Here is an 18,991-nt window from a genome sequence, read left to right as displayed (position 1 = left end):
ATTGGGTTTTATGGTGATAATACACAATTAAGATGATTTTAAAGGGTAATGCACCGCTTGAGGATTGTAAGCGTATATACTCCCGTGGCGAGCTTAAATCTATATTAAATAGGTTTGAGATAACAGAGGCCGATATAGAAAAATTAAGGGGATATAGGGATTTTATAAAGAAGTACAGCATGTCAATAGCTGAGGATTTCATCGTATATCTAAAAAAAGAGCCATCTGTTGGCAAGATCTTTGACGGATTAGGCGGCGATGCCATAAAGGGTATCCAGGAGAGGCTTAAGTTCTATCTTGAGGATATGTTTGAGGGCAGGTTTGATGAGGGGTATGTGGAGAAGAGGCTGCTGGTTGGCATGATTCATCACGAAAGGGGCATAAACGAGGAGTTTTATGTCAGTTCCTATTGGAAGATATTTGATGTGATGGGTAAATATGCAGCAAGTGCCTTCTCGTCTGAAGATTTGGTTGAGTTTTTAAGGTTGACCTTCAGGGTTATATTGATGGATACAACCATGACATTGAGGTTTTACTTCTGCGTCAAATCCCGCAGTGTAAACTATTTTAAAGAGATGTCTGAGAAGGACTATTTGACAAGGATATATAACAGGAAGAAGTTTGAGGAGATTTTAGAAAAGACGATATGCAGGGCTGATCGTTATGTAAAGCCCATGTCCCTTGTGATGTTCGATATAGATGATTTTAAGAGGATAAACGACGAATTTGGGCATAAGGCGGGTGATGAGCTTTTGAAGGAGATAGCCGACCTTGTCAGTGAGAATATAAGGCAGTGCGACTATTTTGTCAGGTGGGGCGGTGATGAGTTTATCATAATACTGCCTGAGACAGACATTAATGGTGCCTATAGGGTCGGGGAGAAGTTAAGGAAAATGGTGGAGAACCATAGGTTCTCTATAGGAAAAGGCGTAACAATCAGCGTTGGCGTTATAGAGCATCAGGCCGGTGAAAGCTGTGAGGATGTGTTTAAAAGGCTGGATGAGGTGCTTTATAGATCCAAGAATATGGGTAAGAACAAAACGATCATAGAGAATGAGCCTCTTGCCGGTTGAGCTTTTTTGCCATTTGTTTCTTTCTCATGCATCCGTAAATTAAGTCCTCTGTGTTCTTAAACTCATCTGGATGAACGGTATAAAATACATGGAAGCCTATGTGGCTTTTGATGAGGTTTTTTGTTTTATTGTCGATTTCTTCATCCCTTTCAAATAGCTCCTTAACCCTCTTTAGAAGAAACGCCTTTATGCTCTTTGTTATGCTTTGGCACCTTTCTGTGCAATCCTCTTTTTCGTTAAGATTCAATATAAACAGGAATGCGTCGTTGTATGCCCTGGATGGTTCGCTGCAACCTGAGCATTTCTTTGTAAATTCGGATAGTGCTATGGCGCTGTATAGTATTAGCTTATCCCCCATGGCCGTTGAGAAACGGTGGTTTACGATGGATAGGTTCTTTATGTCAACAAAAAATACGGCAAATGTTTTCTTCTTTTTGATTAGACTGTTTGTTTCCTCTATAAATACCTTTCTTCTCTTTAGGCCCGTCATATAATCTATATCAAACAGCTCTTCCCTTATTTTTTCAACTTCTTCAATAATCTCCATTTTATACTCCACATCGGATTCCTCTATACACCAACTGCTAAGCTCATCTTCAACCGCTGATAGTATGTTTTTATCCAACGGCTCCTTTTTCATGATTGCTATTGCATCTTGAACGCTGAGCCTATCCCTGTATCTTCTTTTGCTTGTGAGGGCATCGAATACATCGGCAATGGCCAGTATCTTTGCCTTAAGGCTTATCTGCTCGCATGTTAGACCATCGGGGTATCCGCTGCCGTCGCACCGTTCATGGTGGTGCCTGACCGCCTCTGCTAATGGCTTGAACTGTTCTATCTTTGATACGATCTCATAGGAGAATATGGGGTGGTATTGTATTATCCTGTATTCGTTGGGTGTCAATTTGCCCGGTTTTAGGAGTATGTTGTCCGGTATGCCGATCTTGCCTATATCGTGAAGGAGGCCTGCCTTGTATAACTCCTCCTGCTCCTCTTCATTTAAGTTGAGTTTTGCGGCTATTAGGCTTGCATACCTTGCGACCCTTTGGGAATGGCCCTTTGTATATGGATCTTTGGATTCCATGGCATAGATTAGGGCCTCTAAGAACTCGTTTTCGTATTCTTTGAACTTCTCTATAGAGTTGTTTATATATTTTGCTATGTTTTTTAGCTCAAGTATGGGATAATTTTCCTCATTTAGCTTCTTCTGTTTTCTGAATGCGATCTCAAAGTTTTTAAACACCCTGTTTAGCTTTTTGTTTATTAGGATAAATAGCGCTGAGGTAAACAGAAGCATCAGGCCGAAGAAGGCAAAAAGATATAGATAATATTTTTTTACAATTGCAGCAAATGTCTTTTTAAGGTTTTCTCTTGTGCTTAATAAGGCTGATTCCATCTCGTCCTCATAAAAACCCTCACCTATAATCCATCTCCACGGTTTGTATCCTATTATGAAGGATATCTTCTGAGACGGCTTTCTGCTTTTGGGCTCATGCCACATGTAATTTATGTATTCGCCGTTGCTTGAGTGGTATGCCTTTAGCTCCTTCTTGAATACATTTCTCATTAGTTGCTCTTCTTTTTTGTTCTTTGCAAGCTCCCACAGTTTTATGTTCTTACCGAGCATCACGCTGTTGTATATGAGCACAACATTGCCGCTTGTGTCGTTTATGAATATGTATCGGTTTTTGTTCGATGAGATGTTTCTGTTTGCTAAAGACTCTGCAACCCTGGTTTTTATTAGGTATTCCAAGTCGTTTTCAAACAGGCAGGATGCGATATAGGAGTTTGAAGGGGAGAATCTCTTTGTATAGCAAATGATGTTTGATGAACCGTTTGTTAGCTTTACAAAACCGCCGTTTGATAAGGTATCTGAGGGTTTTATTAGGTAAAACTCATCTTTGGCATCCCTGCCAAACCTCAAATGACCGTTTGAGATAATGCCGTGAAAGCCAAATCCGTCTAAGAATGTAATCTGCTGGAGCGTTTGAAGTATGATGTCGTTTAACGGTTTTTTGTTTTTTATGTTGATGGCCTTATAGCTGGAATATACTATATAGGATAGAGATAGGGCCTTCTCGCAATTCAGCTTCATAGTCTCCTCTATCTGGCTTCTGCTTTTTTGGGATAGGTATGGAATGTACTTCTGGGTTTCTATGACATCGCTTTTGATGTTTCTTTTGAGCAATTCTAAATACTCCGTTTTTATACTGCTTAGATTTTTGTTGAAGGTGTCTGTGTTTGCCTTCAAAAGTATAACGAAGAATGCAGATACTACAGCTACGGTTAGAATGAACAGGCCGATAGAGAGTAAAAACGATATGGGCAGGGCCCTTTTTAGCTTCACCATCTTTAAATCCCTAACTTCCTTAATATTACTGAAAAATTAGATATAAGTCAAAAATTAATATAATATAGTTCTATAAGTTGGATTATATAGAAATATCCCTTAATCTTATTGAGTTTTCCTGAAGAATGGTGTTAAATAAACAAAACAAAAGGAGGCGCCTATGCAATACACACTCATAACCGGTGCGACCGACGGTGTGGGCTTAATGGTTGCCCTTGAGCTTGCAAGAATGGATGAGCATCTGATAATACACGGCAGGAATAAACTTAAGCTTAACAGAACAGCGGAGGAGTTGAAGAGTATAAACCCGTCTATTTCTGTTAAGACCGTTGTGTGCGATTTTGCCTCTTTGAAGCAGGTTAGGGATGCGTTCGTTAAGATAAAGGATGAGAACATAAGGGTTTTGATAAATAACGCCGGTTGTTTTGACTCAACGGGTGTAATAACGGAGGATGGATTTGGCCTAACATATCAGGTAAACCACCTATCCCACTTTCTTCTGACCCATACCCTGCTTCCATCTATAATTAAAAACGCACCGTCTAAGATTATCGTTGTCTCCTCTATGGCGCATGCCGGCAGCATCGACTTTGAAACCCTAAAAAAGGGGCGGTTTGGATATTCCTATTCGGCATACTCATGCTCAAAGTTGTGTAATATACTGTTTGCCTTTAAACTTTCTCGGATGCTTAAGAGTAAGGGTGTTTCTGTAAATTGCCTCCATCCGGGGGTGATAAACACAAAGCTTTTGATAGAAGGGTGGGGCGCATGCGGGATTGATATATCAAAAGCCCATCAAATGGTGCTGTATGCTTATGAGCTTAAGCAGGATATAACGGGTGAGTATCTGAAGGATTTTTCTATCTCAAAGGCTGCAGATTTTGCTTATAGCGAAGACAATCAGGATGAATGCTATGAGATTGGCCTTAGCCATCTAAAGGACTATCTCAATTTTACAAACGCAAATCCGTAATGCTCCTGCGTTGTTATCTTGCCGTGCGTCTTTTTTATTAAGAAAATAGACGTTTGTATGGGTATAACCATTCTGCTGTTGTCTTTTAATGCGCTTAGGAGTTCTTGAGGGAGTTTTTCAGCAGAGGCAGAGACCAAAATTCGGTCAAACTCACCATAGGAAGGCGGCAATTTGTTGACATGGTATATCTCGATGTTGTTGAGGTTGTATTTGTTCAGGTTGTTTTTGCAAAATTCTACGAGTTCTTTGTCTATTTCTGTGCCAATTACCTTGCCCCTCTTTGCGATTTTGGCAAGCAGGGCTGTTGTGTAGCAGCTGCCGCATCCAACATCCAAAATGAGACTGTCTTCTTCTGGTTGTAGGAGTTCAAGCATGAAGGCCACCGTATAGGGTTGTGATATGGTTTGGGAGTTTCCTATAGGCAGTGGATAGTTTTCATACGCCTCATCCCTGTATCTATCCCTTACAAAATCACCCCTATCTATTGCCTTGAATGCTTCTATTATGGCTGTTGTCTTAAGGACGCCTATGGCCTTAAGGTAATCTATGAGTTCGTCGTTTGACCTCATGTAATTGATTTTAGTTTAAAGTTTTGCTTAGTCAACCGTTGATGTTTTGTAGAAACGGCGTTATTATAGTTGTGTATCACAATAAGGAGGGATATGCATATGAAAAGGGTAAAGATAATAGCCACGGTCGGCCCATCCACCAACTCTAAAGAGGCGATAGAGGAGCTTATAAAGGCTGGGGTCGATGTTTTTAGATTGAATTTCTCACACGGCGACCACGATACGCACAGAAAGACCATAAGGATGATTCGTGAATGCTCAAGAAGGCTGTCAAAACCCGTTGCTATACTGCAGGATATAAGTGGACCAAAGATTCGAATAGGCCAAATAGAGGGGCTATTGCAGCTAAAGAAGGGTGATGTATTGAGACTTGCAAAGAAGGATACAGGGGATAGATATACCGTATCGGTAAGCCATCCGGAGATTATAGATTTCATAAAAGAGGGTGAGAGCGTATTTTTTGCAGACGGCAGCATAAGAACCACGGCCTTGAAGAAGCATAGGGACTATGTTGAGCTTGTTGTTGAGAATGAGGGTGTTTTGTCATCAAAAAAGGGGTTAAACCTGCCCAATTCAAATCTAAGAATATCCGCTATTACACGCAAGGATGAAGAGGATTTGGCGTTTGGGGCAGGTGAGGGGGTGGATATTGTTGCTGTATCGTTTGTCAACTCAAAAGAAGACATCATAAAGGCTAAGGATATATTGAACTCTTACAAGGCTAATCCGTGGGTTATTGCCAAGATAGAGACAAAGAGGGGTGTTGAAAATATAGGCGAGATTCTCAATCACAGTGATGGATTGATGGTTGCAAGGGGCGATCTGGGTATAGAGGTTGGCCTTGAGAAGGTGCCTGTTATACAGAAGAGACTGATAAAGAAGGCAAACGCCCACGCAAAACCTGTAATTGTGGCAACCCAGATGCTTCTTAGTATGGTGAATTCGCCCTATCCAACAAGGGCTGAGGTTAGCGATATAGCCAACGCCCTTTTGGATGGTGCTGATGCGGTTATGCTAAGCGATGAGACAACGGTTGGAGAATATCCGATAAAGGCCGTTGAGATGTTGGTTAGGGTTATAATAGAGACCCAGAAGATATACCTGTATTACAAAAAATACGAGGCTTACGATGAGGATGCTATAGCTGCAAGCGTTGCTGATTTGTGCAAAGGCATTAATCCAAAAGCCGTAATCAGCTTTACAACCAGCGGAACGACAGCGAAAAACATAGCCAAGTATAGACCAGATGTGCCAATATACGCCATTACAAACTCAGAGGATGTGTTGAGGCGGTTGTCAATTGTATGGGGCGTTGAGCCTCTTTGTGTAATGAAGGGCGTCAAAGAGCCCGAGGTTTACATAGAAAGGTTAAAAGAGATTATAGCTCAGAGGCAGATGTTTAAGGAATCCGATAAACTCATATTGACCATGGGCAGTATCATAGGAAGGGAGGGCTCAACCAATATGATAAGGGTTCTTGAGGTCTAAGCCCTCCACCTTTGCTTTTGGATTTACCTTGCCTTTTGAAGTATATTGACTATATCTGCCGGTGTTAGATTGTTGGCCGTTGCAATGTCCTTTAGCGTTTGATTCTTGCTAAAGTTTATTCCCTTTGCCTTCAGGATTTTTGAGACTCTATCTAAGTCGTAATTGTTTTTCTTGCAAAACTCCTCAAGCTTCATTCTGCCTACCCCGCTTTTGAGTATAAGTGTGGAGTTCTGAGAACTGTTCTTCTTGATTATCTCATAGATCTTATCCGGCGTTGTGTTGTTTTTGGCTGCAATTTCTTTTAAGGTCTCGTCTTGCTTGAACTGTATGCCTTTTTCTTTGAGCTTTTTTATAGCCTCATTCAGCGGTATGTCTAACTCTAAGCAGAATTTCTTAAGCGTTAAGAGCTCACCGTGTGCTATAGGTATTTCCGTTTTTGATACCTCCCATGAGTTTTTTATGTATTCCTCCAAATCACTTACACTTTTGAACGGCTGAACACCCGCAACTGTGCCTGCCGATATGATAATGGTGATCAAAGCCGCATAGATGGATTCCTTCTTTGTAAGGTAATGTTTCAATGGCTTGAAATTGACTATTATGTGCCAGACTGCCACTATTACCATTAGAATTCCAAAAATCACATGCAGATTGGTCCATCCATCTTTATCTATACCCAAAAACCTCCAGCCTGTGAAGTATGCAACACGACCGTGCGGCATTATGTATAAAACAACGCCGCTGACCACAATGATCACTGTGGCATAAAACAGAAACAGATCAATCCACTTCCTCATTTGCATCTCCTTGATTTACTGTTGTAATTGAACCCTGTTGTCTTGTCCTTTATGCTGCAAGCTATAAAACTATATGCTCCTTTATACCCTTTTACCTCCACCTCATCTTTTGTTTTTATGTCTATATCTTGCAGAATCCATGTGGGCGCAATGGCCACTTTTACTGTGCCTTCATCTGTTTTTATGTCTGCCATCCACCAATATACTCCTTTTCTAAAACCGGGCGACTTGTATATCTTTTCTATAGTGCCGTAGATATGGCCGTTTTGGTTGATGCTGTTCTTTGATACACCTCTTTCGTGCTTCGAATTAATTATCTGGTTAAAATAATCTGCAGATATGAATTGAGGGGTATAGCTCCAGCCGTATCTTTTTAGTATTCCGACAAAAGCCCTCATGTGATTCCTGCTGCCCTTTTCAAGGTTTCTATAGACTAATCTTATATCCTTATTGTCGCTTTCTTTGATAGCTTCCTCTAAGTCTTTTATGTCTAAATCTTCGATCGTGGCCCCAACGATCAGCGCATCCTTCAGGCTAACAGAACCTTTTTTTATCAGTTGATTATAGAGATCTTGCAGTTTCTTGTTCTTGAATACACCCACCTCATCCTTCGTTTCTGCTATAGGATCCTGCAGGTTGTATTTGTTTAGAAGCAACTTAATCATGTGCATGTGCCAGCTCTCGCTTTTTGATATGTTTTTGAATACGGGCAGCTCCCACTTTTTATACATATTTAGATAAACATCCCTTGCCAGCTTCTCCTCCTCCCTCATGTGCATTAAATCGCTGATCTCAGTTGCAGATAAGCTCTCTTTGGGCAGATTTAACACATAATCCTCGATGGGCGCCTTTGCATAAGCACTGCTTACTAAAAGCACTAAAATTAAAAGACCCAACAACTTCTTCATCTTTACCCCCTCCTTACAAATTCATTCTTGGACTAAGTATAAAAAGGTGAGTTAAACAAAACATAAACGGACAATGACTTTTCCTTCTATATTTTTTATTTCAAACTTAATTTTATATTCTTTGGTTATCTCTTTAACAATATAAAGACCCAGGCCAAATCCTCCCTTGACCTTTTCCTCTCTTGTAAATTTCTTTGTGATATTTTTGATATTCTTGATTTCACCGTCGTTTTTTATGCAAAACTCACCATTTTTTAGCCTAATTGTTATGGTGGAGTTGCAAGGAGCGTATTTAATTGCGTTTGATAATAGGTTATCCATGAGCCTTATTAGATCTTCTTCGTCGAATATGGTTTCTGTATTATCACAATCCTTGATTATTTTGAGATTTTTGCCTTCAATCTGGGTCTCAAAAAGCGTTATCCTTTTGTTTATAAAATCCTTTAAGTTGATTTTTTTCAGATCCCTCTTTTTTTTGTGGTGCAGTTTTATGTATTTTAAATCGTCAAAGATTTTATTAAGCCTCAAAGATGCTTTCTCGATTCTCTCTATTGCTTTTTTGCTTGGTTTCTCCTTAAGGATTTCTATGTTTGTTAGGATTGTGCTTAAAGGGGTGTTCATCTCGTGTGTTGAGTCCCTTATAAAATCCTCTAAATTGTTTATAACCTCTTTCATGGGAGCAAGAAACACCCTTCCAAGCCAGAAGGATATAAAGGTTAAAAAGACCAGGAAAAAGACATTGAATGCCAGCAAAGACCTTTTTAAAAAGACAAGTTTTTCTTTGTCGAGCATCTTTTGAGCAATGATTTCCACCTTTCCCCATCTTTTTAATGTCTCATATCTGTAATATAGATAGCCGTTTTTGATCCAGAATTTTCTATTGAGGTGGATTTTCTTGCAATTAAGGTCTGAGAATATTAGCTTTCCGTTTTTGTATATTGCTATTTTTAGATTCTTTGGGCGAAGTTTGTGTTCAATAATCTTTAGAACCATTCCTTTGTTTTGTTCTAAAAAGAGTCTTATTTCTGTCTCAATTGATTTGATTTCGTTTTCTATTATGTTTTTGTATGAGATTTTATAGTAAAACCACTCTCCTATGCCTATCAGTATGGTGGTTGATACGATGTAAATCAACAAAAATCTTTTTAGTGCTTTTTTCTCAGCCCACAAATTTATACCCTATACCTTTTACGGTTTCTATGGTTTTTTTGCCTAAGATGTTCCTTAGGGTGTTTATGAATGTTCTGAGAGATTGCTCGTTGGGCTCTTCCAAATCATATAGGTAGCTAAATATTTCTTCTTTGCTTACCACCCTTCCTTTGTTTTGTATAAAGAACTTTAATAGGTCTGCAACTTTTGGTTTTAAATGAACAACCTCATTGTTTTTTTTAAGCTCTAAATTGTCTAAATCAAACTCAAATCCGTTTAGCTTCACCACTTTGCCACCGTATATTCTCTTTATAATGGCGTCAATCCTGTATTTTAGCTCCTTCAGCAAGAAAGGTTTTCTTATATAGTCATCACCCCCACTTAAGAAGCCGGCCTCAACATCTTTTTCGCTATCAAGTGAAGTTAAAAATATAATTGGGGTATTTTTGAATCTTCTAATTTCCCTTGCCACGCTAAAACCGTCCATTTTGGGCAGTTTTACATCCAGAATTATTACATCATAATTTTTCTCGTATGCTTCTTCTGTTGCCTCTTCCCCGTCAAATACACTTTTTACCTCATAAAAATCCTCTAAGTATTCTTTAATTGTTTCGTTTAAATCAAAATCATCTTCTACTAATAAGATTTTAAAACCCATAACCATTCACTCCCTATCGGTTAGGTCAACCACACATTATATTGTGCATAATTGAAGAATGAATTCAAGTTAGCTGACTAAGTTTTTGCCTGTATTAAAAGATAGATTGTAATCTTTTGTGTTTTTTCATGTTTTTTTCACAATTATTTTATAAAATTATTTTCTGAGGAAATTATTTTGGATTTTTGGAGGTGGAGGAATGGAAAGGCTCAGTCAACTCGCCATAAACGATGAGGGCTTTATCTTTGATCCGTACACTGGAAATAGCTATGCAACAAATAGAACCGGCATTTTAATATTAAACGAACTAAAAAATGGAAAAAGTGAGGAGGAAATTGCCAAAATTTTATCAGAGAAGTTCAATGTTGAACATTCTGCTGCTTTAAAGGATGTTACGGATTTTATAGAACAGCTGAGATCACTATCCTTGTTATAAAAAATGTCAAAGGTGAAGAAAATGAAGAAAATGTGCATTGGAGTTACTGGCATTAATGCCGTGGACAACCCCGGACCAGGTATAGGTGTAATAAGGGGCTTAAAAGAGTGTGAAGACCTAAATGTCGAGATAGTGGGACTGGCTTACGATGCAATGGAGCCAGGGATATACATGGACTGGCTTGTTGACAAATCCTTCATTCTTCCATATCCATCGACATCTGAAGAAGAATATATAAGCAGATTGCTATACATAAAAGACAGAACTGGCATCGATATGATAATACCCACTTTAGATGCAGAAATACCCCTTTTCATCAAATCAAAAGAAAAATTAGAATCATACGGAATTAAAACATTCATTCCTTCTCAGGAGCAATTCAACTTAAGAAGCAAGGCAAAGCTTGAGGAAACGAGCTCAAAGATAGGTATAAAAACACCCAAATCAAAGACTGTAACATCTTACGATGAACTAACGAAGGCAGTCGAGGAGTTGGGTCTGCCCGTAATGGTCAAAGGTGCATTTTACAAAGCATACAGGGCATACACACATCAAGAGGCAGTAGGTTTTTTTAGAAAAATTGTAGCAGAATGGGGATACCCGGTTATTGTTCAACAAGTCGTAAGTGGAGAGGAGATGAATGTTGTAGGTGTTGGCGATGGTGAGGGAGGAGATTTAGGCTTAGTTGCAATAAAAAAGCTCTGGATCACAAGCCTCGGTAAGATATGGACGGGTGTAACGGTTAAAAACGGTAAGTTATTTGAGCTTGCTAAAACCTTTATAGAAAAAACCCTTTGGAGGGGAGCCTTCGAGCTTGAGTGTATAGTTGATCACGATGATATCTACTTAATCGAGGTAAATCCAAGATTTCCAGCATGGATATATTTTGCCACAGGCGTTGGAATAAATTTACCATCAAGAATGGTAAAAAGGGCATTTGGAATAGATTTTGACAACTCAACGGAGTATGAGGCTGGAAAACTCTATGTCAGATATACATACGATATCGTTACGGACCTATCACTGTTTCAAAAAATAACTATGAAAGGAGAAAGCCTATGAACAGCACAATCTACGAAAAACCTATAATCAAGAAATTACAAACGGGATTCATGAACAAGTTTGGCACGGGCGTTTTTAAACGCATAAGAAAAGATATAGACGGTATTGCTATAGAGAGGTTGGTTGAGCAATTCGGTAGCCCACTATTTGTGTTCTCTGAGAAAAAACTGAGGGGGAATTACAGAAAGCTTTATAACGCCTTCTCTAATCGCTATCCAAATGTTCTGTTTGGTTGGTCTTACAAAACAAATTACTTAGATGCTATTTGCAGTATTTTACATCAGGAGGGCGCCATTGCCGAGGTTGTCTCTGAGTATGAATACAAAAAAGCCAAAAGACTCGGTATTGACGGTAAAAACATAATATACAACGGACCATTCAAAACGATGGAAAGCCTCAAAGGGGCGGCAGAAGACGGCGCCATGATAAATATTGATCATTTTGAAGAGATTCAGGATTTAGAAAATGTGGCAAAAGAACTAAATAAGAAGATAAAGGTTGGCATCAGGGTAAACATGGATACGGGGATTGTTCCGCAGTGGTCAAGGTTCGGTTTTAATATAGAAAGCGGACAGGCATTGGACGCAGTAAAAAGAATAAGCTACGGTGGTCATTTAATACTTAATGGTTTGCACTGCCACATTGGCACATTTATTTTGGAGCCAAATGCATACGCCCAAGAAGTTAAGAAAATGGTTGAGTTTGCCTATAAAATTGAAGATGAATTTGGCTACAAAATCGAGTATTTGGATATAGGAGGGGGTTTTCCTTCAAAGAACAGATTAAAGGGTGTTTATCTTCCACCAGAGGTTGTTGTTCCATCAATAGATGAATTTGCGGAAGCGGTTTGTGATACGCTACTTGAAAACCTAAGGCCGAATGATTTCCCCAAGCTTATTTTAGAAACTGGAAGGGCAATAGTGGATGAGGCGGGGTATTTGATAACAACGGTTCATGCCATAAAGAGGTTACCCGATGGAACAAGGTCTTATGTCGTCGACGCTGGTGTTAACATTCTGTTTACATCGTTCTGGTATAAGTTCAATATTGAGATGGACAGGGAGGTTAGTGGCACAGCAGAACCCAGCGTAATTTATGGCCCCCTTTGCATGAACATAGATGTGATTGATGAGTCTGTTAACCTACCACCCCTTGAAAGAGGGACAAGGCTGATAATCTCACCTGTTGGTGCTTACAATGTGACTCAATGGATGCAATTTATAACATACAGACCTTCAGTTTGTATAATATCAGAGAAGGGAGAATCTTTACTTATCAGAGAAAAGGAAGATATGGAAGATATAATAAAACGGGAAATTTTGCCGGAGGAATACAAACTTAAAAAATGAAAAACTACAAAAAATTCGCAGAGTCCATAATAAGCAGTTATGCTGGTATATTCTTTGTTGACAGATACTTAGTTGGATTTCTTTTACTAATTCTATCCTTCATAAACCCCAATATTGGCATCTCAGGTCTTTTGTGTGTCATCAGTTCATACATCTTTGCCAAATTCTTAGGTATGCATGATCAGTTTCTCTCCTCTGGGTTCTACACCTACAATCCACTGCTTGTGGGCTTGTCTATAGGATATTTGTTTAAGTTCAATCTCCTGACACTATTTCTTGTGTCAATATCTGGCATAATTACATTTCTTTTAACCTTTAGCCTGGTTAGCGTATTGTATCAATACCTAAAACTACCCGTGTTGAGTTTGCCATTTGTGATTGTCAGCTGTATAGTGTATCTGGCATCAAGTCAGTATAGTAACCTATTTGTTAACGGGTTTTATCCACAAACAGCCATCTTTGAATGGGTAAACAAGCTACCATTGTGGTTTGTTGGTTTAACAAGATCACTGGGAGCAATAGTTTTCCTGCCTAATGTGATAAGCGGTTTTATTATACTGATCGCCATATTTCTCGTATCGAGAATACTCTTTTTCTTAGCTGTAACTGGATACTTCGCAGGCACACTAACAATAGCAGCTTTTACGGGCTCTTTTGTGCAGGCATTCAGCAATGTCAATTCATTTAACTTTATACTCATAGCAATGGCATTGGGGGGAGTATTTTTAATACCAAACATAAAGAGCTATTCAATTTCAATAATAGCCGTAGTTTCATCGTCAATATTTTTATACGCCATTGAAAAGATTTGGTATCAATACGGAGTGCCTGTCTTTACCCTGCCCTTCAACATCGCCTCCATGATGTTCTTGTATGTACTGGGCTTGCTAAACTTTCCACTGATCACAAAGTTTTACAGGGGTACACCAGAAAAAACGCTTGATCATTACCTAACCTACAACAGCAGGTTTCCTGGGACATACAGAACACTTTCTTTGCCTTTCTCTGGTGAGTGGACTGTCTGGCAGGGTATAAACGGTAAGTGGACCCACAAAGGCGCCTGGATGTATGCAATTGATTTCGTGATAACAGATGAAAACGGCAAGACATACAGTGGGGATGAGAAAATTATAGATAACTACTATTGCTTCAGGAAACCCATTCTATCTCCAGTAAGGGGAAGGGTTGTAAAAATCATCAACGACATAGAGGATAACCCTATAGGTACAGTGAACAAAGACAATAACTGGGGAAATCTAATATTGATTTACGATGAAAGGGGTTTCTATGTTTTAATATGCCACCTGCTAAAGGGATCAATAAGGGTAAAAGAAGGAGACTGGGTGGAAAGGGGAAGAATACTGGCCTTGTGTGGTAACTCAGGATATTCTCCTCAGCCACATATACACATACATGTTCAGTTAACCAACAACATAGGTGCCCCAACCGTTCCTTTCAGCTTCATACAATACATAGACTCAAACAACAGGTATCACTCCAACGATATCCCAAAGGAAAACCAGAGATTGATGCCTATTTTCACAGACAAGGTCATGGACTTTAAAATGTCGTTCTTATTGGATGAACAGATGGAGTTTGAATTAGAAAAAGGCGGCACCAAAGTGAAAGATGTCAAACTCTCTGTAAAAATGGATAGCAGTGGCGAATTTTATCTTGAAAGTGGAAATGGTAGATTATATTTTACCAAATGGGAGGGAACCTTCTATGTAAACAGAATCGAGGGGAAAGTGGAGCCTGAGCTCAAAGCCATTTTTCTGGCCTTACCGAGATTGCCTTTAGCATACAGGCAAGGTATGGAGTGGGATGATTGCATTCCTACGCACCTGGTACTCAAGGGAATAAGAAAAGACATCACACTTTTAAAAAACTACATCTATCCATCAAATTGTGCTATAAAAGGCACCTATAGATTCACAAGTGACAGTGAAATTGCTGGCTATATAGAGCCATGCAACATAAAAACTCATGCAGTATTGCACGAAACAAAGGGATTTTCAAAGATAGAGGTCGCATTCAAGGAAACAAAAATTACTCTTAGGAGGTGTGAGAATGGTTAAAGCTATTTTGGGTAAGATTAAGCAAAGGAAACCTTTAACATGGCTGCTTGTTTTCTTTTTGATACCATTCCAGGCATCTTGTGTTAACCTCAACAATAAGGATCTGGTAAAAGCTTATTATCAATCCTTCAATTACGAAAAGATGGCAGATTACAAAGATGCCATAAGGTCTATCATGCCGGTTTACGAAAAATACCCACAGGGATATACCGTTAATTTGAGGCTTGGTTGGTTGTACTACTTAAACAAAAATTATGCTGATTCCATAAGATTTTATAAAAACGCAGAGTACCTGATACCATCTTCGATAGAGCCTGTGTTGGGAATGGCTTTGCCACTAATGGCTCAAAAAAAGTGGAGTGATGTCGAAGATTTGATGTATAAAGTTATAAAGATAGATTATTACAATTACTATGCCAATTTGAGGTTGGCTATAGCCCTTAGAATGGAAAATAAGCTGAATCAGGCAAGAAAAATCGTCGATAAAATGCTTGCACTTTATCCTACAGATGTGAATTTTTTAGATGAACTTGGCCTTATTTATTTTGCAGAAGGCAAGAAGAAATACGCAAAAAGTGTTTTTGGGAATGTCTTGGTATTAGACCCTCAAAATGTAACGGCAAAGATATATTACTTTGAGAAGCTGAAAGGCGTAAAATAACCCTTTAAAGGAATTAGAGGGGGTGGACACCCCCCTTTTTTTATTAGAATGATTCATGCTCTGTTCTTCTTATGATCTCATCCTGTAGCTTTTCATTCAGATGGCAGAAGTAATCGCTGTATCCTGCAACCCTTACGATTAAATCCCCGTATCTTTCTGGATGTTTCTTTGCATCTTTTAGGGTTTCTGCATCCACTACATTAAACTGAACATGATGCCCATCGAGCTTAAAGTATGTCCTTATGAGTTTAACCATTGCATCTATGCCCTTTTGGTCCTTTAGAAGGTCTGGTGTAAACTTCAGATTAAGAAGCGTTCCGCCGGTTTTTATGTGATCCATTTTGGCTGCCGATTTCAATACGGCGGTTGGGCCGTTTCTGTCCATACCTTGAACCGGCGATATGCCCTCAGATATTGGCTCAAACGCCAACCTTCCATCCGGTGTTGCACCTATCTTTGAGCCAAAATAGACATGAACGGTTGTTGGCAGCATGTTTATCCTGAACTGTCCGCCCTTGTATGTTGGTCTTCCGTCAATGTTTTTAAAGAACTCTTCAAATACCTCCCTCATTATACTATCCGCATAGTCGTCGTCGTTTCCGTATTTGTGCGTTTTGTTTATGAGCATTTGCCTTTGAATCTCAAATCCATTGAAGTTCTTGTCAAGCATCTCCTTCAGTTCCTTTTTGGTGAACACCTTATCCTCGAATACCATCTGTTTTATTGCAGCAAGCGAGTCTGTGATTGTGCCTGTGCCTACACCCTGAATATAGGATGAGTTATACCTTGCGCCGCCGTTGTAATAATCCTTACCCTTCTTAATGCAGTCGTCTATCAAGATCGATAGAAACGGTGCCGGCATGTGTTTTGCATAGATCCTCTCGATAATCAGGTTGCCCTCTATCTTTATGTCGATAAAGTATTTTAGCTGCTTCTTGAAGGCATCCATAAGGTCTTCGAAGCTTTCGAAATCCTCAAATTTGCCGGTTTCTAAGCCTATCCTTTTGCCCGTTAAGGGATCCACGCCGTTGTTTAGAGTGATCTCCAAAACCTTTGGTATGTTGAAATACCCCGTTAGGGTATAGTTCTCTTTGCCAAATGCCCCGCTCTCCACACAACCGCTTGTGCCTCCGCATCTGGCATCAACAATATCCTTGCCCTGCCTTAGAAGCTCTTGAACAACAGCATCGGAGTTGAAAACGGATGGCTGGCCAAAACCGGTTTTGATGATGTCTATAGCCCTTTTGATGAAGGCATCGGGGTTTTTCTTGCTTACATGTATCGAGGCATTGGGCTGAACAAGCCTCATCTCCTCCACTACATCCAAGAGCATGTAGGTCAACTCGTTGACATTATCTGAGCCGTCTTCCTTGATGCCGCCTATGTTTATCTGGGCAAAATCCGTATAGGTTGAACTCTCCTCAGCCGTTACGCCAACCTTTGGTGGAGCAGGGTGGTTGTGAAACTTGACCCAGAGACACTCCAAAAGCTCCTTAGCCCTTTCTTTTGTCAGCCTGCCTTCCTCTATGTCTTTTTTGTAGAACGGGTATAGGTGTTTGTCTAATTTGCCGGGGCTAAAGGCATCCCAGCCGTTTAGCTCTGTTATTACGCCTAAATGAACAAACCAGTAATACTGCAGGGCCTCATGGAATGTATCCGGTTTGTGTGCCGGAACCTTGTTGCAGATCCTTGCTATTTCCAAAAGCTCATCTTTCCTTTTTGGGTCTTTTTCGTTTTGGGCAAGTTCTTCAGCCTTCTTGGCATATCTTTTTGCAAACTCAATGATAGCACCTGCAGCTATCTTCATGGCCTCAAGCTCTTCCTTTTTGTCCAACGCCTCTGGATCCCTCTCAAAGTCGAGCTTTTCTATCTGCTCGTCTATCTCTTTAATAAAATCCAGCATACCCTTTTTGTAAATCTTTCCATCAAGGACGGTATGTCCCGGGGCTCTTTGTTCCATAAATTCGGTGAATACACCGGCTTCAAATGCATCCTTCCATCTCTGTGGCAGCTTTTCAAACATCATGTCCCTTATGGTTTTGCCTTCCCAGAATGGAATTATCTCTTCTTTGTAAATCTTCATGACATCGTCTGAGACCTTGTATGAAACCTTTGGTCTGTCGTTTAGCGCTTTTAGGTCTTCTTCCTTGTGAAGCGTAATCTCTGGATATGTTGGTGTGGCCTTTGGTGCCTCACCCCGTTCGCCAACGATTAACTCACCGTCGTTTATAACAACCGTTTTGTTTTTTAGTATGTATTCAAAGGCCTTTGCCCTCTTGATAGGGATAGAGGTTTCCCTGCAGTTTTTGTAAAACTCCGTTAGAAGCCTTGCCCTCTCTGCCGATATCCTCTCAACCGCCTCGATGGATTGCCTTCTGAGTTTTTTGATTCTATCGTTCATACCCCTTTCTTCCTTTACAATCTTCGTATAATCAACGATCTTGCAGGCCACATCCTTCATTTTTAACCTCCTATGTTTACTCTAAAACCCTCGTTTTGAAAGGCTTCCTTAAGCCTTTCCATCTCCTCATCGGTTGGTTTTTTGATATCACCAAGCAGAAACGGCATCTTTAGCCTCTTGTATTTATCCACCATCATGGAGTGATACGGCAGAAGGTCAACCGAAACCACATTGTTTAGTTGTTTTAGGAAATCTATTGTTGCATTTATATTTTCCTCATCATCGTTGATTGTTGGAATTATTGGTATTCTGATTGCAATTTTTGCATCTTTTTTATCCAGTGCCTCTAAGTTGCTGAGTATTGTTTTGTTATCGACGCCTGTGTATCGTTTGTGCTTGGATGGATCCATGATTTTTAAATCATACAGGTATAGATCCACAAACTCAACCGTCGATAGGAGCTTTTCTTCTGCTGTATAACCCGTTGTGTCGAGGGCTATATGCAGACCCTTTTCCTTTAGCGCCTTTAGCAGTTCCATTAAGAAGTCGTATTGGACAAACGGCTCACCCCCTGAGATGGTTATGCCCCCACCGTCCTCAAAGAATACGGAATCTTTTGTTAACTCCTTGATTAGCTCATCTATTTCATAGTATTGCCCCACAACCTCCAAGGCGTTTGTTGGGCAGTTCTGCCAGCATTTGCCGCACATGTCGCAGAGGCGGGTGTTTATCTCTATCCTGTTGTTGATAAACGATATAGCCTTCTTTTCGCAGACGGCCTTGCATGTTAGGCATCTTATGCACTTTTGTTCGTAATAGATTATCTGCTGATAGGGCTTTTGGCTTTCCGGATTGTGGCACCACAGACACCTCAAGGGGCAACCCTTAAAGAATACGGTTGTTCTAACGCCAGGCCCATCATGGATTGAGTATCGTTTAATGTCGAAGATCAAACCTCTCATTTTTCTACCCCTCTGATATCTGATATATCACATATCTTGACCAAAGTCAACCCAAAAAAATCAACATCCTGACCATA

Annotated in this window: 16 protein-coding genes; 8 read left to right on the top strand and 8 right to left on the bottom strand. The window is 39.9% G+C overall.

Going from position 1 to position 18,991, the window contains the following annotated elements:
* Positions 1 to 32 precede the first annotated feature (32 nt).
* Positions 33 to 1,073, top strand: a complete 1,041-nt coding sequence (locus D891_RS09565) for a diguanylate cyclase (protein WP_025270371.1) — start codon at positions 33 to 35, stop codon at positions 1,071 to 1,073.
* On the opposite strand, the gene D891_RS09560 is transcribed toward D891_RS09565, so the two are convergent.
* Positions 1,045 to 3,423, bottom strand: a complete 2,379-nt coding sequence (locus tag D891_RS09560) for an HD domain-containing phosphohydrolase (RefSeq protein WP_051453568.1) — start codon at positions 3,421 to 3,423, stop codon at positions 1,045 to 1,047. The genes D891_RS09565 and D891_RS09560 overlap by 29 nt on opposite strands.
* 160 nt (positions 3,424 to 3,583) lie before the next feature.
* Between D891_RS09560 and D891_RS0106780 the strand changes: the two genes are divergently transcribed.
* Entirely contained in the window at positions 3,584 to 4,396 is an 813-nt protein-coding gene (locus tag D891_RS0106780) for an SDR family NAD(P)-dependent oxidoreductase (protein WP_025270370.1), read from the top strand.
* On the opposite strand, the gene D891_RS0106775 is transcribed toward D891_RS0106780, so the two are convergent.
* Positions 4,366 to 4,965 carry a protein-L-isoaspartate O-methyltransferase family protein gene (locus tag D891_RS0106775; protein ID WP_025270369.1) on the bottom strand — a complete coding sequence of 200 codons (600 nt, stop codon included), beginning with the start codon at positions 4,963 to 4,965 and terminating at the stop codon, positions 4,366 to 4,368. The two genes, D891_RS0106780 and D891_RS0106775, sit on opposite strands and share 31 nt — an antisense overlap.
* A 99-nt stretch (positions 4,966 to 5,064) precedes the next feature.
* Between D891_RS0106775 and pyk the strand changes: the two genes are divergently transcribed.
* Positions 5,065 to 6,453 carry a pyruvate kinase gene (gene pyk, locus D891_RS0106770; protein ID WP_025270368.1) on the top strand — a complete coding sequence of 463 codons (1,389 nt, stop codon included), beginning with the start codon at positions 5,065 to 5,067 and terminating at the stop codon, positions 6,451 to 6,453.
* Between the two features lie 23 nt (positions 6,454 to 6,476).
* Here the strand turns inward: pyk and D891_RS0106765 are convergent, their stop codons facing one another.
* The 4 genes from D891_RS0106765 to D891_RS0106750 are packed head-to-tail and all read right to left on the bottom strand — an operon-like array spanning position 6,477 to position 9,971.
* Positions 6,477 to 7,250, bottom strand: coding sequence for a DUF4405 domain-containing protein (locus tag D891_RS0106765; RefSeq protein ID WP_198014808.1), 774 nt, complete (start codon positions 7,248 to 7,250; stop codon positions 6,477 to 6,479).
* Positions 7,247 to 8,158, bottom strand: a complete 912-nt coding sequence (locus D891_RS0106760) for a DUF2202 domain-containing protein (RefSeq protein WP_025270366.1) — start codon at positions 8,156 to 8,158, stop codon at positions 7,247 to 7,249. Before D891_RS0106760 ends, D891_RS0106765 begins: the two co-directional genes overlap by 4 nt.
* 51 nt (positions 8,159 to 8,209) lie before the next feature.
* Positions 8,210 to 9,292, bottom strand: a complete 1,083-nt coding sequence (locus D891_RS0106755; RefSeq protein ID WP_156919077.1) for a sensor histidine kinase — start codon at positions 9,290 to 9,292, stop codon at positions 8,210 to 8,212.
* Between the two features lie 25 nt (positions 9,293 to 9,317).
* A complete protein-coding gene (locus tag D891_RS0106750; RefSeq protein ID WP_198014806.1) occupies positions 9,318 to 9,971 on the bottom strand; it encodes a response regulator transcription factor in 654 nt (217 codons plus the stop codon).
* A gap of 193 nt (positions 9,972 to 10,164) precedes the next feature.
* On the opposite strand from D891_RS0106750, the gene D891_RS0106745 reads away from it, so the two are divergent.
* Genes D891_RS0106745 through D891_RS0106725 form a run of 5 tightly spaced genes read left to right on the top strand, consistent with a single transcriptional unit; the run spans position 10,165 to position 15,551 of the window.
* On the top strand, positions 10,165 to 10,401 hold the full coding sequence (locus tag D891_RS0106745) for a PqqD family protein (RefSeq protein ID WP_025270363.1): 237 nt from the start codon (positions 10,165 to 10,167) through the stop codon (positions 10,399 to 10,401).
* A gap of 21 nt (positions 10,402 to 10,422) precedes the next feature.
* Positions 10,423 to 11,463 (top strand): ATP-grasp domain-containing protein, encoded by a 1,041-nt coding sequence (locus D891_RS0106740; RefSeq protein ID WP_051453567.1) that lies wholly within the window; start codon positions 10,423 to 10,425, stop codon positions 11,461 to 11,463.
* Positions 11,460 to 12,812: an alanine racemase gene (locus D891_RS0106735; RefSeq protein ID WP_029952107.1), complete on the top strand. Its 1,353-nt coding sequence runs from the start codon at positions 11,460 to 11,462 to the stop codon at positions 12,810 to 12,812. The genes D891_RS0106740 and D891_RS0106735 overlap by 4 nt, the downstream gene beginning before the upstream one ends.
* The gene (locus D891_RS0106730) at positions 12,809 to 14,890 is read left to right on the top strand and encodes an urea transporter (protein ID WP_025270360.1); all 2,082 of its coding nucleotides are present in this window, start codon (positions 12,809 to 12,811) and stop codon (positions 14,888 to 14,890) included. Before D891_RS0106735 ends, D891_RS0106730 begins: the two co-directional genes overlap by 4 nt.
* A complete protein-coding gene (locus D891_RS0106725) occupies positions 14,883 to 15,551 on the top strand; it encodes a tetratricopeptide repeat protein (RefSeq protein ID WP_025270359.1) in 669 nt (222 codons plus the stop codon). The genes D891_RS0106730 and D891_RS0106725 overlap by 8 nt, the downstream gene beginning before the upstream one ends.
* 43 nt (positions 15,552 to 15,594) lie before the next feature.
* Here D891_RS0106725 and hypD read toward each other — a convergent pair whose 3' ends face one another.
* Positions 15,595 to 18,012 carry a trans-4-hydroxy-L-proline dehydratase gene (gene hypD, locus D891_RS0106720; RefSeq protein WP_084042333.1) on the bottom strand — a complete coding sequence of 806 codons (2,418 nt, stop codon included), beginning with the start codon at positions 18,010 to 18,012 and terminating at the stop codon, positions 15,595 to 15,597.
* A 2-nt stretch (positions 18,013 to 18,014) separates the two neighbouring features.
* A complete protein-coding gene (locus D891_RS0106715; RefSeq protein WP_025270357.1) occupies positions 18,015 to 18,914 on the bottom strand; it encodes a glycyl-radical enzyme activating protein in 900 nt (299 codons plus the stop codon).
* Positions 18,915 to 18,991: the final 77 nt, after the last annotated feature.

This window comes from Hippea sp. KM1, assembly GCF_000526195.1.
Classification (GTDB): Bacteria; Campylobacterota_A; Desulfurellia; order Desulfurellales; family Hippeaceae; genus Hippea.
This window is presented reverse-complemented; position numbering and strand designations above follow the sequence as displayed.